Consider the following 14,867-nt stretch of genomic DNA (forward strand, 5'->3'; position numbering starts at 1 on the left):
CAGCGGTAGCGGCGCTCAACTCGTCACGGATGGCGTAGCGCGATTCGTTCCAGGGCGACCTGGGAGTCGACGGCTTCCAGCGCGTCGTCGAGTTCGAGGAGCCGAGAGAGCATGAAGTCACGGTACTGGGTGTAGGAGTCGAACTCCTCGCTGGTGACCTGCGCGAAGTCGCTGAGGCTGAGCCCGTTGATGAACGGCAGATCGATCTCCAGGATCGGTCGGACCACCCGGCTGGCGAGGGGCTTGGCTCTCGATACATCCACGGCCCGGCCGTGCTCCACCACGAAGTCGATCGACCGGTCACTGAACGAAGGGAGTGGATCGGGCTCCGCAGGCTCCCGGTCAAGGTCCGAATCTTGGACAGAGGTCCCGAAAATCTTGACCGGGCAATACCAGACCAGCCCGCTGCGTAGCAGAGGCTCAGCGTTCAGAAGCCACTGGCCTAACTCGCCAATGTCCTTGGTCACCATCCCGTAGCGGCTGATCAGACCTGTGGTGTAGGAAAGTCCGTATCCTGATGGGTCGACCGTATGGGTTTGGGTCGGGTGGAACCCGAGCTGGTGCACGGCTCCGGTGCCGTGCTCGGACAACAGCATGGTGTCCGCGCCCAGGACAACCCGCTTGGTGACATGCGTGAAGCTCCCCATCTCTGAGGACAGCCCGACCTAGTACGGGGCGGTCGAGGCGTTCTTCGCGCGCAGTAGGCGCAGGTAGTCGACTTCTCGGCCGTACTTGATGGCGACGTCCTGGGCAGACGTCCTCTCTTGCTCCGACAGCGAGTCGTAGAACGCGTTCATCCGGCCGCCACGCCCCGGTTCTGTGCCAGTCGGTCCTGCCACGCTCGCCATCCACGTCGGAACATCTGCACAGCATGATTGGCAGCCGAGACCCCTGTCCAGCAGGTGCTGTGGCCGCTCGGGGTGCTGCACGATGGCGTCCACGATCTCCCAGCGGGAGTGACTCCCGCTCAACTTTCTGTGGTGCCGTGTCCGATACCGACCGGGACGGTCTACCGTCTCGCATCATGACGGTCTTGGTCATCGGCGGCAGCGGCTTCCTGGGCACCGAGTTGATCCGGCAGGCGGCAATGGCCGGGCACGTAACGGCCGCGACCTACGCGACCTTCTCTGCACTAAATCGCGGTGAGAACCGACGAAGTTTGCTCGCTCTTCAGACGACCACGTGAACGGAATCTGGCTTAGGGAACGGCATCATGTCCCAGCCTGAGGGCCAGCCTCGTTCACAGGGGTCTCCAGCTTCAGCCTCAAGTAGTCGAGGGATGCGCCACTTCCACCAATGTCCCTCGTCATCGCCTCGGCCGGGCCACTGGATCGTTGCCGCGCGGAACCGCCCATCGAGCTCATGGAGCCTTGGTTGCCAAACGGACTGGACGCGTGGGGGCAAGAGGGGCCAGATGCGCGCCAGTGCGCTCCGACACCAGATGTCGTTGGCTAACGACCTCGTGCATGGTTGGCCGTGGCTCGGCGCCCGGGTAGCTCGTTGAACTGTGCGTGACGGGGGTTGGGGCGCGTGAGTTGATCGTGGCGGAGTACCGAGTCACTGGGCTGTCGCCTGATGTGATCTCTGAACTCATCGCTGAGGTGGGCCCTTTGTGGCACGAGCAGCATCAGGCTCGGCTCAAAGACCGACCGCGGCGGAGGGCTGTCGGAGCCGGGGCAAAGCACAAGTTCGTCTTCGTCGACAGACTGCTGGCCACACTGGTGAACTTGCGCCATGGCACCACTCATGACGTGCTGGCCTGCTGGTTCGGCGTGGACCGTTCCACCATCACGCGTGCCGTCGGCGAGGTGCGGCCCCTGCTGGCCGAGCGGGGCTGCACCGTCGCGCCGGGCATCCGGCTGCGTACTCTCGCCGAGGTCATCGAGTACCTGGGCGCCGACGGCCAGACCGGGATCATCGACGGCACGGAGATCCGGGTGCGACGCCCAGCTGCAGGCCGAAAGGACCGGGACAAGTTCGTCTCCGGCAAGACCAAGCAGAACGCCGTGAAGTCGATGGTCCTCACCGACGCCGAGGGGAGAATGCTGTTCTGCAGCCCGGTCCAGCCGGGCAGTTGTGCCGACATCACCCAGGCCCGCCAGCTCGGACTGGTCAAGCTCCTGGCCGGCGGTCCGTTCATCGAGATCCTGGCGGATGCCGGCTATCAGGGTATGGGCGCGCAGACCGCCGGACGGGTGGTGACACCGCCACACCGCAAGTTCAAGAAGAACCCTCCCGCCTGGTACGAGGAGCGGCACGAACAGCAACGCAAAGCACACTCCTCACGGCGCATCCGCGTCGAGCACGGCATCGCACACCTGAAGAACTGGAGGGCCCTTGCCCGCCACCATGGCCGTCGCGAGCACATGAGCGACATCATCCAAGCCGTAGCTGGACTGCTCTCACACCAGCAGACCACCACCCTCGACCGCAACCTTCCAGCGTGAACCCCGTCGGCACCGCAGACATCGACGAGCCACGGCCAACCATGCACGAGGTCGTTAGCTCTGGCGCGCACCACGAATAGCCCTCTTCCACCCCTGCCACTTCGCCGGCCCAACGCGCGAGCAGCGAGTGGAACGTGCATGGCTGTCCCCCAGCCCAGCGATCGGCGCCAGCAGAGACCAGAGCAGCGTGTACCGCCTTCTGCTCCTCTGTTGTCAGGAACATCCCGTCGGCGGGTCCATGTGTTCGATCCATGCCTTGACTATCGCAGCGCAGGCAGCTCTTGCGCTGGCCTATTCAATCGGGGGTTTCTGGTGAGGAACGGCAGGCAATCCCAGGGCGACGTGCCCAGTCCGCTGGAACCGTCGGGCTTGCTCGCGCTTGCTGCGCAGGAAGGCGAGGGTGAGATCGAGTCCGTCGATCTCACCCCGCCAGTCCTCGGCGACAGCGCGCCCGCGGCGGGTAAGAAGGTCTTCCTCCAGCTCGTCCAGGCGGGGCAGCATCTTCGGGTTGATGCTCAGCATGGGGCAGCGGATGCAGGCGTGTTCGTGCTGGCAGGGGGTTCCCTAGGGGCGTCCGCAGGAGCCGAGTTCGACGCGTCGCTTGTCGAAGTGCTCGTTGAACTCCGACCATTCGGTCTTGGTCGGTGGGTCTGATGCACGATCGGGTGACATCTGAACTGGCTTGCCCTGTGGGGCGGGTGGGAAGGATGTCGCTGTGCCCAAGCCTTATCCGGAAGAGTTCCGCCAGGATGTCGTGCGGGTCGCGAGGAACCGCGGTCCGGGGGTCACGGTGGAGCAGGTGGCCGCCGACTTCGGGGTCCACCCGATGACGTTGTGGAAATGGATGCGCCGGGCGGACATCGACGACGGCTCCAAGCCCGGAACCTCCAGCCAGGAGAGCGTGGAACTGCGGGAAGCACGTCGGCGGATCAAGCTGCTGGAGCAGGAGAACGAGGTTTTGCGCCGGGCCGCGGCCTATCTGTCGCAGGCGCATCTGCCGGGAAAAGGATCTACCCGCTCGTGAAGGAGCTGGCCGTGGACGGGGTGCCCGTCACGGTGACGTGCCGGGTGCTGAAGCTCGCCAGGCAGCCCTATTACCGCTGGCTCGACAAGCCGGTGGCCGATGCCGTGCTGGAAGAGTCGTATCGCGCGAACGCACTGTTCGACGCCCACCGCGACGACCCGGAATTCGGCTACCGCTTCCTGGCCGACGAAGCGCGTGGTGCCGGGGCTTCGATGGCGGACCGGACCGCGTGGCGGATCTGCCGGGACAACCGCTGGTGGAGCGTGTTCGGCAAGAAGCGCGGCCGGGGCAAGAAGGCCGGCCCGCCGGTGCACGACGATCTCGTGAGCCGCAACTTCACCGCGACCGGCCCGAACCGGCTGTGGCTCGCCGACATCACCGAACACGCCACCGGCGAAGGCAAGCTGTACCTCTGCGTGATCAAGGATGTGTTCAGCAACAGGATCGTGGGCTACTCCATCGACGCGCGGATGAAGTCCCGCCTGGCCGTCGCGGCCCTGGACAACGCCGTGGCCCGACGTGAACACGTCGACGGATGCATCCTGCACAGCGACCGCGGATCACAATTCCGGTCCCGGAAGTTCGTCCAGGCCCTCGACCGGCACCGCGTGGTCGGATCGATAGGGAGGGTCGGGGCAGCCGGCGACAACGCGGCCATGGAGTCCTTCTTCAGCCTTCTACAGAAGAACGTCCTCGACCGCCGGACCTGGGCCACCCGCGAGGAACTGCGGATCGCAATCGTGTCCTGGATCGAACGGACCTACCACCGGCGCCGCAGACAAGCCGCACTCGGCCGACTCACCCCCGTCGAATTCGAGACCGTCATGACCACACCGGCCCTCCAGGCCGCGTGACTGAACCTGTCACCCAAACCTGCAGCAGACCCGGTGTGCGGTACTCGCTCTAGGGTCGCTGAGCGCGTCGACGGTCGAGGAACTGCTGGTAGTCGCGGACCACGTCGTCGTCGAAGACCGCAACGCAGCCACGAGTGGTCTGGATATTGAGGTGGCCGAGCAGAGCGGCGCCGATGTGAACGGGTAGGCCGCTGTTGATGAGCTCGGTCGCAAAGAGCCGGCGGAAATCGTGGGGAGCGAACTTCACCTCGGTGAACCGTGGATCGGTGTCGACCAGTCCCTCGGGGCCCGCCGGATCATCCGCCACATCGTCGTGGTGGACATCGCCCGCAGTCCCCCGGCGTGCATGTTCTGGAACAGGTAGGGCAGCGGCTCGCTCCAGACCTTTTCGTGCAGGTCGTAACGCACGCAGATCGGAACGGTGCCGTGCGCGCTGATGTGACGGCGGATGATCTGGGCGATGACCCCGTGCCCATCCCCACCGACCGACTCCGCGGCCTGATCGACCAGGCCAGCACGCCGATGGCGAAGTTCACCGTCGCGCTCGTCGCCGTCCACGGTCTCGGCCGGCGTGAGACCCGCTGCCTCCTCCTGACCGATCTCGACCTCGCTCGCGGTCGTCTGACGGTCCGGCGGGATCTGCCGCACACCGTCTACCTGGACGAACTCACCCACACCCTCGCCGCCGACTGGCGCCGCGACCGCAACCGACGCTGGCCCCTGACTACCAACCCCTACCTGCTGGTCAGCCAGCAGACCGTGGCAGACGACCGGCTCCCGCCCGTCTCCACCATGGTCATCAACGACATCTTCCGGCCCCTTGGACTGGGCCAGCGAAGACAGCGACGACGAACGAAGCGTACGGCGCACCATCGGCATCCCCGAACGCAACGGGCTTCCTGACCGTGACATGTTCTCCTGGGCTCGTCAGCACTACGAGGACAGCAAGCACGTCCTCAACTATGAGGCCAACGTACTGCGGTGGACCGCGGTGGCTGACGGCCTGAACATGGCGCTGCTCGACGACAGCGTGGTGTTCTTGGCGTTCTCCGGGGGGCCACGTCAGAGGCTGAACGGCTTCAGCGTCGAGGATCCCACGTTCATGACCCATTTTGCCGCGTACTTTGATCAGCTCTGGGCGGCTCTCCAGCCTCTGGGCACCTACCTCAGCGAGGTAGACGGCAGTCGCACCGACAAGCCTGAATGAACCCCATCGGACTGCGCCGAACCCGTCCCAGTAGTGCCGCCCGGGCTTTCACCGCGCGCCGGTTCGGCGCATTGGGCTGCCGAGAATCGGCGAACCCACGGGCTTCCGGCAACGGCGTGATGATTTATTGGCATGCGGAGCGGAAGAACGTCTGCATCTACTCGCAGCTCAAGAGCTGTTCGTCGTCCGAGGTCGCGGCGATGATCGAGGGCCTGCTGCGGCACTGCACCGACATCGAGATCGAGTCGAACTACGTCGACACGCACGGCGCGTCCGTCGTCGGCTTCGCGTTCACAGAACTGCTCAACTTCCGCCTGTTGCCGAGGCTGAAGAACATCGGCAGCATCCGCCTGTACCGCCCGGACGACACCCCGCCCGGCTGGCCGGCGCTCGGCGCCTCGCTGACGACCCGTGCCATCAAGTGGGACCTGATCGCTCAGCAGTACGACCAGATGGTCAAGTACGCCACCGCCCTGCGCCTGGGCACCGCGGAGGCGGAACAGGTCCTGCGCCGTTTCACCCGCGGCGGCACCAAACACCCCACCTACGCCGCGCTCGAAGAACTCGGCCGCGCCGTGCGAACCATCTTCGCGTGCGACTACCTTGCCAGCCCGGACCTGCGCCGCGAGATCCACGGCGGCCTCCAGGTCGTGGAGAACTGGAACTCGGCGAACACCGTGCTGCACTACGGCAGGGACGGCGCGCTCACCGGCCCAGACAAGGAGCACGCCGAGACCTCGATGCTCGCGCTCCACCTTCTCCAGTCCAGCCTGGTCCACATCAACACCCTGCTGCTTCAATGCGTTCTTGCCGAACCGGCCTGGGCCAAGAAGCTCTCGGGCGAGGACCGGCGCGGGCTGACCGCGCTCTTCTGGTCGAACATCAACCCGTACGGCACCTTCCACCTCGACATGGAAAAACGGCTCGACCTCACTGCGGTCCACCTGCCTGCTCCCCGACGCCGAAGCAGGTGCGGCCCTCGGCAGACGCGGGTTGTAGTGATAGCTGAGCGTTGTTCCAGTGCGAAGGACCAGCCGATGCGGCCGCGCCCGCAGTACGCTGATTACTCCGGAACGGGCGATTTCACCCACGCTCAGGGGTACGGGGGCGGCATGTTGGATCAGGCGTTGATCGCATTGGCTTCGGCGGCCGGGGTAGCAGTGGCCCAGTCGGCCGGCACGGACGCCTGGCAGGGCTTCCGGGAACGGGCGGCCCGTGTCTTCGGGCGTGGCCCTGCGCCGGGTGCCGCCGAGGAAGCAGCCCTGGACAGGCTGGACCGTACGGCAGCCGAACTGGAGAGCGCCGATACCAGCGTGGCCGGGCAGGCGCGGGATGACGCGGCGACTGCCTGGCGGATCCGTTTTCGGGATCTGCTGGGGGAACTGGACGAAGAGGGCCGTGAGCAGGTGGCAGCCCAGCTGCGGGAGCTGGTCGCCCTGGCTCAGCAGGCCGACGGCGGAGTGTCGGCCACGGACGATGGCATCGCCATCGGCCGAGATGTTCATATTCAGGCCCAGAACCATGCGGCGGCCGCGGTGAAGATGGGCGATGTGACCTTCGGAAACCCTCCCCTGCCGGGTCCGGACCAGAGCTGACCGCGCCCGGCGGCACCCCTCTTCCGCGCATCACCACGGGTATGGCGATCATCGCGAATCAGCCGTACTCGCTCGCGGCCGGCTACATCGACCGGGTCGCTATCCAGCTTCCGCCGCGTCCTCCCGTGGTCTGGCCGGTGCTGGTGGGCGACGTGCCGCTCCTGGCCTCTGCCTTCCAGCACCGCCCCGGTCTTCGTGACCGGATCGACCGGGCCTGGGCCGGACATACCTCGGTGGTGCTCTCCGGCGGCGGCGGTGTGGGCAAGTCCCAGCTCGCGGCCGCCCGGGCACAGCAGGCCCTGGCCGCCGACACCGAACTGGCGGTGTGGGTGAACGCCGTTGATACAGCTCAGGTCATCACCGGCTACGCTGCCGCGGCGCTCCGCGTCCGGGCAGAGGGCGCGCAGGGGCAGAACGCCGAGAGTGACGCACGGGCCTTTCTGGAGTGGCTGGCCGCCACCTCCCGCTCGTGGCTGGTCGTACTCGACGACGTCGCCGACACGGAGAGCATCAAGCTGTGGTGGCCGCCGTCATCGTCCAACACGGACGGCCGGGTGCTGGCCACGTCCCGGCGCCGCGACGCTCTGATGTCCGGCGGCGGCCGGGCGGTCGTCGATGTCGGTACCTACGCCCCGGACGAAGCCCTTGCCTACCTGCGTCACCGGTTCACCGACACGGACACGTCCCGACTGCTGGACGCGCAGGCCACGGACCTGCCGCGCGAGCTGGGACACCTGCCGCTGGCCCTGTCACACGCCCAGCGCTTGAGGTCGCCGACGCGGTAGAGGAGTTCAGCGCCGCGCTTACCGACCGAGCCGGGGAAGGTCGGGTCGTTGGCGCGAGCCCAGCGCAGCGCAGCCAGCGTGATGTCCGGCAGGTGCTCCGCCTGGGCTTTGCGCAACCCGACGACGGCGTCGTCCGGCGCCGACGCTGACGGCGCGGCGGGCGGCGGTGACGCAGGCGCGCCCGACGGCCGCGGGCGCAGTACCGGTGAGGCCGGGCGCCCCGTCCCGCATGGGGAGGAGCAGCCCGGCCTCGTGTCGTTGCGGGCGAACGGCCGCCGCCTGCCCGGAAGGGCGAGACGTCCAGTGTCGCCCGCGGCTCGCCCAGTGACCGGGTCCGGTCAGCCGGCGAACGTGCCGGTGGTCTCGGCCTTCCAGGCACTGCCCTTGACCTTGTAAACGGTGAGCTGCTTGTTGGTGGCGTCGCCGTACTCGTCGAAGGAGACCTTGCCCATGACCCCCTCAAAGGAGACCTTCTGCAGGGCCTCGGTGACCTTGGCGCGGGCATCGGAGGGCAGCTTTCCGTCCTTGGCCACCGCCTTCACTGCCTGGATGATCGCCCAGGCGGAGTCATAGGAGAAGCCGCCGTAGGCTCCGTACGCCTCCTTGTACCCAGCCGCCTTGTAGTCCGCGATGAACTTCTTCGCGGAGGGCAGGTCCTCGACGGGTGCACCAACCGAGGTGGCCAGGTCGCCGTCGCCGCGCGGGCCGGTGAGCTTGAGGTACTCGTCGCTGTAGATCGCGTCGCCGCCGATGAGCGGGATCGCGGCGCCCGCCTTTTTGACTTGTGCGCTGAGCGGGCCGGCCGCCGGGTACTCACCGCCGTAGTAGACGACGTCCGCACCCGAGTTCTTGATCTTGGTGGCGACGGCCGAGAAGTCCTTGGCGTCGGGGTTGACGTGGTCGTTGCCGACCACCGTGCCGCCGAGCTTCTTGAAGTGGGCGGAGAAGGTCGCGGCCAGGCCGGCGCCGTAGGTCTTCTTGTCGTCGACAACGAAGACCTTCTTCTTCTTGGCGGTGTTGTACAGGTACTCGGCGGCGTACGGGCCCTGGATGGCGTCCGTGGTCGCGGTGCGGAAGTACGTCTTGAACGGCCGGACCTTCTCCCCCGTGTCCCACTTGTCACCCTGGGTCAGGGCGGGGTTGGTGTTCACCGAGACCTCGGACACCTGGGCGGCGTCGAAGACCTTCTGCATGGACTGGGCCACGGAGGAGTTCAGCGGGCCGACGACGCCGAGCACGCTCTTGTCGCCGACGAGCTTGGTGGCGTTCTGCTGGCCGGAGGACGGCTGGGCCTGGTCGTCGAGCGCCACGACCTTGAAGGTGACGCCCGGCACCTCCTTGTTCTTGTTGGCCTGGTTGACGGCGAGGTCGACCGAGTTCTTCATACCGATGCCGAGAGCCGACAGGTCTCCGGTCAGAGGGGCATCGAAACCGATGGTGACGACCGTGGAACCGCCGGAGGTGTCGTCGGCTGATCCTGCGTCACGGGAACCGCACGCCGTGAGCGAAAGCGCTCCAGCGGCGAACGCGGCGGTGACAGCTATGAGAGAACGCTTGCGCACGATCGGTCCTTTCCCTTCGAGGCGCATGCCGCATTGCCGGGATCCTCCGGCGCAGCGGCTGGCGTGACCTTAGATGCCGTCCGCCGAAACCAGCAGAAGGGACGAGCCGATGTGATTCTCTTGTTATGGGCTGGTCAGGCGGAGGGCTCCGCTACGCGAGCCCGACGACGGTCGCAGCACGGAGCAGGGCGACCGAGGTGTGTCGATGGCGGCCTGGCGATCACTGTGACGCCGCGGCGATCGGCGCGGCCATCGGTCGGCGTAGCCGCGATGGGCACCACCCACATCGACGAGACGAACAAGTCCCTCGTGGTCTTCACGCCCTACATCTCGTCTGCTCCGCATGTGACCTGGACATCGAGAACAAGGAGCTCTCTGGGAGCTAGCTAGTAGGTGGTGGGGATGCCGTCGTACAGAGTTCGAGAGAACGGCGAGGTGGAGGCTGCGGAGTACCAGGTGTGGGTACGCGCTCCGCAGCACGTGCGGCCGGTCGACGGCGTCGACTGCGACCAGGTCGTCACCGAACGGCTGGAGAAGACACCGCAGTCGGCTGTCCGGGATGTCCTCGGGGAGCGCCAGCCGGCCGGGACCATCGAGGGTGTGGGTGAAGTCGCCGACCAGCGGACGGGCGGTCAACCGGCCGCGCTGTGCTCGGTCTCCGGCACCGGGGGCAGCCAGTGCACGGCGTTGTCGCGGAAGGACGCGTGAATGGGGACAAGGTCTGTGCCGCGGGTGTCGTCAAGGGCGGTGACGTTGATGCCGATCTCCGGGATGTCGCTGTCGATCGCCGCGACGCGGCTGCCACAGGTCGGGCAGAAGCCACGCTTCGCCTCGCCTTCGAAGGTCTCGTACCAGATCGGCTCGCTCTCGCCAGTCCAGGTGACCGTCTCGAAGCCCACCCACCACATCACGGGGGTGCCACCGAGCTTCTGACAATGCTCGCAGGCGCAGGTGTGGGGGAAGACGGCCGGACCCCGGGTGGTGAAGCGGATGCGGCCGCACAGGCAGCCGCCGGTACGTCCGTCGGCTTCTTCGGCTCCCTGGGCGTCGGCGGCGGGGGTGGCGTTCATCAGGTGATCTCCCAGGCGCGATGGGCAAGTTGGGCCCATCAGTGTGCCATCCGTTCCATGATCGTCAGGACGCTGTTGGCGGCTCTGGCGTAGCCCCGGCCGCGTGCGCCGATTGCAGAGGCGTCACGGGCCGGGCGACGAAACTGCAGCTCAGGGGCGTCCGAGGGCGCGGACGGTCCTTCCGGCGTCGCGCCAGGTGTCGGCGTTCAGGGTGCCGCGGCCGTCGATGACGCGCGGGGTGGCGGTGCGGGCGGCGAGGCGGTGGGGGTCGATGTGGGAGAACTGCGGCCACTCGGTGAGGTGCAGCAGCAGGTCGGTGTCCTGGACGGCGGTGATGGGGTCGTCGGCGTAGTCGAGGTCGGGGTGTACCTTGCGGGCGTTATCCAGAGCCTGGGGGTCGGTGACGGTGACCTCGGCGCCGAGTTCGTGGAGCTTCTGGGCGACGGCGAGGGCGGGTGAGTCGCGGATGTCGTCGGTGTTGGGCTTGAAGGCGGCGCCCCAGACGGTGATCTGCTTGCCCAGGAGGTTGCCGTCGAGTTGCTGGCGGGCGAGGTCGACCATGCGTTCGCGGCGCCGGTTGTTGATCGCAGTCGACCTCGCGGAGGATCGTCAGGGCCTGGTCGGCGCCGAGTTCGCCGGTGCGGGCCATGAAGCCGCGGATGTCCTTGGGCAGGCAGCCGCCGCCGAAGCCGAGGCCGGGGCGCATGCCGCGGCGGCCGATGCGTGCGTCGTGGCCGAGGATGTCGGCAAGCTGGGTGACGTCGGCGCCGGAGGCTTCGCAGACCTCGGCGACGGCGTTGATGAAGGAGATCTTCGTGGCCAGGAACGCGTTCGCAGATGCCTTGGCGAGCTCGGCGGTGGCCCAGTCGGTGACGATCGTCGGTGTCCCCGCTTCGATGATCTTGTCGAAGCACTGGCGCAGCATCGCTTCCGCCCAGGAGTGCTCGGTGTCGAAGCCGAGGACGAGCCGGTCGGGGCGGAGGGTGTCCTCGATGACGAACGACTCGCGCAGGAACTCCGGGTTCCAGGCGACCTCGACGCGGTCCTCGGCGGGTGCGTGTTCGTGGAGGAGGTCGCGGACGCGGGGTGCGGTGCCGACCGGGACGGTCGATTTCACCGCGACGACGGCCGGGTTCTTGATACGGGGTGCGAGTTGGCGGACCGCGGAGAAGAGGTGGGTGAGGTCGTAGGCGTGCTCGCCGGGCTGCTGCGGGGTGCCAACGACGATGAAGTGCAGGTCGGCGAAGGCGGCGGCCTCCGCGTAGGAGGCGGTGAACTTCAGGCGCCCCGAGGCGGTGTGGCGGGCGAGCATGTCGTCGAGGTCGCGTTCGTGGAAGGGGGCCTTGCCGGAGTTGAGGGCATGGACCTTGTCCATGTCGCAGTCCATGCCGAGGACTTCGTGGCCGAGTTCGGCCATGCAGGCGGCGTGGGTGGCGCCGAGGTAGCCGCAGCCGACGACGGTGAGCTTCATGAGCGGGTGTCCTTTGCGAGGTGGGGGCCGCCGACGGCCCCCCACCTCTGCCCCGCCCGAAAAGGGCGCGGTGGTCGGGCGGGCCGGGTGGCCAGGTAGCGGTTGATCCCGCCCCGGATGAACGGCGGGATCGTGCGGAATTCGAGGTCTTCGGGGGCGAGGAACTGGAGCTTGACGCCTTCGGCGAGGGGCAGCTGCGTCTCGTCGCCGTTCCAGGAGGCAGCGAAGAAGGTGATCAGCTGGCCGGAGCCGTGCTCGTCGTGGGTCTCGAACAGTTCGGTGAGGTCGTCGACGGTCAGGCCGGCTTCCTCGTCGAGCTCGCGGACGATCGTGGTGCGGGGGCCCTCGCCGGGGTCGCAGCCGCCGCCCAGGACGCTCCAGTGGCCCGGCCAGGCGATGCCGGGCAGGTCGTCGCGCAGGTGGAGGAGGAGTTCGCCGCGGCGGTTGGTGATGATCGCGACCGCTCCGCGGGCGGTGGCCGGGCTGTCGGCGGTGGTGTCCTGGTGCATCCGGACACCGTAGTGAGGTGAGGGATCGTCATGCGGCAGCCCTCACCGTCTGGTCGCAAAACCAGGCGGCCGCCATGAGGGCCTGCATCCGAGTGCGGTCGAACCGTCCGCCCGGCTTGAGCCCGCCTTCCAGCAGCGGCCGCATCGCGGCCGGTGCCTCCGCGAGAGCCGTGTGGATCTGGGCGTCCGCCCAGGCGGCGAGCTGGCCGTTCAACCAGGACGGGACCGGGGAGGCGAAGCCCAGCTTGTCCCGGCTGCCCCAGACCTCCCGCGGCAGGCCCCGGGCCCTCGCGGCGTCCCGCAGGATCCGCTTGCCCTCGGCCGGGTGGGCAATCTTGTGGTCGGCAGGCAGTCGGTAGGACAGCTCGACCAGGTCGCGGGCCAGGTAGGGGGGACCGACGTTCGAGGGCATAGGCGGAGGCGAGCTTGTCGCTGGTCATCACCAGCGGCAGCCAGGCCGTCGCGAGGTCGGCGAGGGTCAGGCCGCGGGCCAGGTCCCCGCCGGCCTTGTCCATCGCGGTGGCGACGAGGTCACAGATCCGGCCGTCGGGGTCGGGGCCGCGCAGGACGAGCCGGGTCACCGCCTCCGCCGGGTCCAGGTCCTCGCCGGCCGTGTGCATGAGCTTGGCGGCCAGCGGCCGGTAGGCGTCCAGCACGGCCTCCGGGCCGAACAAGCCGGTTTCCCAGGTGGTGCAATGCGGTGCCGGGGCCGAGACTGCGGCGGACGGCACCTTTGAGCACCAACGGTTCATGATGCCTAATCTCCGGGCCAGGACCAGGCCGTCGCCTGGACCGACCTCCTGACGCGTGAAGGCATCGAAACCCCACAGGCCACGCGGCAGGTGTTCAGAGACCGGCAGAGGGAGCGACTTCGTGACGCAGGGACCGTCATGCGTCATCGCTGACCGACCAAGTGTTGCTGGAGTGGGGGTACCAGCTTCGATCGATCCGGGACTGCCCGTCCTCATACAAATCCTGTGCGATGGTGTCCCGCCGAGTGGTGTAGCAGCGATCACCGCGAAAGTGCAGCTCACGGCCTTATTCGAGTGACCACCCATCAGGGAAACCTGACGATACGTCAGCGCATTGCCCCCCGAAGCGCTGCGGTGCCAGAGTTGACGCGGCTTTCATCAAGGCCAGGCCCAAGGGCACGGCGATGACGATCACGACGACCGTCTCCACCTGACGACCAGCCAGGCAATAGTGGCGTCGGAGCAAGCCGCTTGGGGCGCGACCTGCAGGTTCTCCTTGATCGCTGCTACACCACATGGCGGGACATGATCTCCTGTGCAAGCACGGCTAACTGGCGACGCGCAGGGGGCTCAACTCGCCTGAACTGACCCGCGATCCGGGCCATAATTTCGTCGAACATCGCCCGCCAGCGGGCAGGGTCTACGCTATGGCCCGCGGCCACCGCACGATCTTCAGGAGTCCACACAACCCCCGATGATCACGCGGTGGCCGCCCCTGATGCGGACGGGCAGTGTTCACTCGTCGTAGTACTCACAGTCGTCGCCCTGGACACGCGCCCCCAGTACCCGCGCGATCTCCCGCATCTTCTTGAGCAGGATCTCGTCCGGGTTCTTCACCACGATCTGCCCCTCTTCCCAGTCCAACCAGGCACCGTGAGTGTCCCGTTGAGGGTGGGTGCACATCTGTGCCAGCCACTCATGCCGGTACTCCAACACGGCGTCCTGGCCGCGCGGAGAAACCCGGGCCACCTGCACCATCTCCAGGTCGGAGTCGGCAGCGACCACTGCCGCCCACTCCTGCGTGGTGATCTGCTCGCCCTCTTCCTCCCACCACGGCGTACGCCTGGTGATGTGCACGTCATAGCCCATGCCGCCACAGTAAGGGGCACGACTGACGCCCCAGACGCGATCACGAAGTGGCACTGCGGTACTAGGAGGCGGAGTAGTGGTGCTGGAGGACGAAGGCCTTGGCGTCCTCCTCGGGCAGCGGCAGGCCGAGGGCCCAGCACAGGCGGGCGGCGCGCACGAGGACGTCGAAGGGGGCCAGGACGCAGAACACGCAGGACAGGCTTTTCCGGACTAAGCGGATCTTGATTGTCGCCAGGTCTGGTTGCCTCTGGTGCGTGGGGCCTTGATCAGCGACTCTGTGCGCATGATGCTTCCGCCACTTCAGGAGAAGACCGAGTTGATCGAGGTCGTCCGCATCACCGACCCAATGAGGCATCTCAGCGCGCCGAACCTAGTGGGTGACGACGTTGCGATCTGGGAGGCGGCTCAGAGGACGTTAAGTCCGTTTCCTGTAGAGGCCTTCCGGGCTGGGTGAGGATGCTTTGGCTGCCGAGTCAGCCGGGTGTCGGCGGCGGTTGAACTC

The 14,867-nt window shown here is 67.3% G+C and carries 17 protein-coding genes and 2 pseudogenes; 7 read left to right on the forward strand and 12 right to left on the reverse strand.

The annotated features are described in order from the left end of the window. Positions 1-23: 23 nt before the first annotated feature. On the reverse strand, positions 24-647 hold the full coding sequence (locus ACFY3C_RS43055) for a hypothetical protein (protein WP_390774791.1): 624 nt from the start codon (positions 645-647) through the stop codon (positions 24-26). Positions 648-665: 18 nt separating this feature from the next. Then, entirely contained in the window at positions 666-839 is a 174-nt protein-coding gene (locus tag ACFY3C_RS43060) for a hypothetical protein (RefSeq protein WP_390774792.1), read from the reverse strand. Positions 840-1,024: 185 nt separating this feature from the next. Here ACFY3C_RS43060 and ACFY3C_RS43065 point away from each other — a divergent pair. Both ACFY3C_RS43065 and ACFY3C_RS43070 read left to right on the forward strand, forming a co-directional pair. After that, positions 1,025-1,123: pseudogene (locus ACFY3C_RS43065) on the forward strand (dTDP-4-dehydrorhamnose reductase); the annotation flags it as partial. Between the two features lie 418 nt (positions 1,124-1,541). Continuing rightward, positions 1,542-2,447, forward strand: a complete 906-nt coding sequence (locus tag ACFY3C_RS43070) for a transposase family protein (protein ID WP_390774793.1) — start codon at positions 1,542-1,544, stop codon at positions 2,445-2,447. 291 nt (positions 2,448-2,738) lie between these two features. On the opposite strand, the gene ACFY3C_RS43075 is transcribed toward ACFY3C_RS43070, so the two are convergent. Beyond that, positions 2,739-2,969, reverse strand: coding sequence for a recombinase (locus ACFY3C_RS43075; protein WP_390774794.1), 231 nt, complete (start codon positions 2,967-2,969; stop codon positions 2,739-2,741). Between the two features lie 193 nt (positions 2,970-3,162). Here ACFY3C_RS43075 and ACFY3C_RS43080 point away from each other — a divergent pair. Further along, positions 3,163-4,325 (forward strand): IS3 family transposase gene (locus ACFY3C_RS43080; protein ID WP_390774795.1). Its coding sequence is split into 2 segments (ribosomal slippage): positions 3,163-3,447 and positions 3,450-4,325, totalling 1,161 coding nucleotides; the frame shifts between segments, so codons are not numbered across the junction. 49 nt (positions 4,326-4,374) lie between these two features. On the opposite strand, the gene ACFY3C_RS43085 is transcribed toward ACFY3C_RS43080, so the two are convergent. Continuing rightward, on the reverse strand, positions 4,375-4,572 hold the full coding sequence (locus ACFY3C_RS43085) for a tyrosine-type recombinase/integrase (protein ID WP_390774796.1): 198 nt from the start codon (positions 4,570-4,572) through the stop codon (positions 4,375-4,377). Then, entirely contained in the window at positions 4,569-5,204 is a 636-nt protein-coding gene (locus tag ACFY3C_RS43090) for a hypothetical protein (protein ID WP_390774797.1), read from the reverse strand. The genes ACFY3C_RS43085 and ACFY3C_RS43090 overlap by 4 nt, the downstream gene beginning before the upstream one ends. 31 nt (positions 5,205-5,235) lie before the next feature. Here ACFY3C_RS43090 and ACFY3C_RS43095 point away from each other — a divergent pair, with 31 nt between their 5' ends. Genes ACFY3C_RS43095 through ACFY3C_RS43105 form a run of 3 tightly spaced genes read left to right on the forward strand, consistent with a single transcriptional unit; the run spans position 5,236 to position 7,912 of the window. Beyond that, entirely contained in the window at positions 5,236-5,532 is a 297-nt protein-coding gene (locus ACFY3C_RS43095) for a hypothetical protein (RefSeq protein WP_390774798.1), read from the forward strand. Then, a complete protein-coding gene (locus ACFY3C_RS43100) occupies positions 5,529-7,127 on the forward strand; it encodes a Tn3 family transposase (protein ID WP_390774799.1) in 1,599 nt (532 codons plus the stop codon). The genes ACFY3C_RS43095 and ACFY3C_RS43100 overlap by 4 nt, the downstream gene beginning before the upstream one ends. Positions 7,128-7,168: 41 nt before the next feature. Further along, positions 7,169-7,912, forward strand: coding sequence for an NB-ARC domain-containing protein (locus tag ACFY3C_RS43105; RefSeq protein WP_390774800.1), 744 nt, complete (start codon positions 7,169-7,171; stop codon positions 7,910-7,912). 338 nt (positions 7,913-8,250) lie between these two features. Here the strand turns inward: ACFY3C_RS43105 and ACFY3C_RS43110 are convergent, their stop codons facing one another. Further along, positions 8,251-9,474, reverse strand: coding sequence for a branched-chain amino acid ABC transporter substrate-binding protein (locus ACFY3C_RS43110; protein ID WP_390774801.1), 1,224 nt, complete (start codon positions 9,472-9,474; stop codon positions 8,251-8,253). Between the two features lie 402 nt (positions 9,475-9,876). On the opposite strand from ACFY3C_RS43110, the gene ACFY3C_RS43115 reads away from it, so the two are divergent. Further along, complete coding sequence (locus ACFY3C_RS43115; protein WP_390774802.1) at positions 9,877-10,182, forward strand: hypothetical protein; 306 nt, start codon at positions 9,877-9,879, stop codon at positions 10,180-10,182. Here the strand turns inward: ACFY3C_RS43115 and ACFY3C_RS43120 are convergent. From ACFY3C_RS43120 to ACFY3C_RS43145, 6 genes and pseudogenes are all read right to left on the reverse strand, one after another. After that, positions 10,107-10,544 carry a GFA family protein gene (locus tag ACFY3C_RS43120; RefSeq protein ID WP_390774803.1) on the reverse strand — a complete coding sequence of 146 codons (438 nt, stop codon included), beginning with the start codon at positions 10,542-10,544 and terminating at the stop codon, positions 10,107-10,109. The two genes, ACFY3C_RS43115 and ACFY3C_RS43120, sit on opposite strands and share 76 nt — an antisense overlap. A 150-nt stretch (positions 10,545-10,694) precedes the next feature. Further along, a pseudogene (locus tag ACFY3C_RS43125) lies at positions 10,695-12,015 on the reverse strand (UDP-glucose dehydrogenase family protein). Then, entirely contained in the window at positions 12,012-12,524 is a 513-nt protein-coding gene (locus tag ACFY3C_RS43130; RefSeq protein ID WP_390774804.1) for an NUDIX domain-containing protein, read from the reverse strand. Before ACFY3C_RS43130 ends, ACFY3C_RS43125 begins: the two are co-directional and overlap by 4 nt. Positions 12,525-12,552: 28 nt before the next feature. After that, positions 12,553-12,936: an asparagine synthase-related protein gene (locus ACFY3C_RS43135; RefSeq protein ID WP_390774805.1), complete on the reverse strand. Its 384-nt coding sequence runs from the start codon at positions 12,934-12,936 to the stop codon at positions 12,553-12,555. Between the two features lie 1,075 nt (positions 12,937-14,011). Continuing rightward, positions 14,012-14,365, reverse strand: a complete 354-nt coding sequence (locus ACFY3C_RS43140; protein ID WP_390774806.1) for a hypothetical protein — start codon at positions 14,363-14,365, stop codon at positions 14,012-14,014. Positions 14,366-14,426: 61 nt separating this feature from the next. Next, a complete protein-coding gene (locus ACFY3C_RS43145; protein WP_390774807.1) occupies positions 14,427-14,555 on the reverse strand; it encodes a hypothetical protein in 129 nt (42 codons plus the stop codon). Between the last annotated feature and the right edge of the window lie 312 nt (positions 14,556-14,867).

It is taken from the genome of Streptomyces sp. NPDC001410, assembly GCF_042895235.1.
GTDB lineage: Bacteria > Actinomycetota > Actinomycetes > Streptomycetales > Streptomycetaceae > Streptomyces.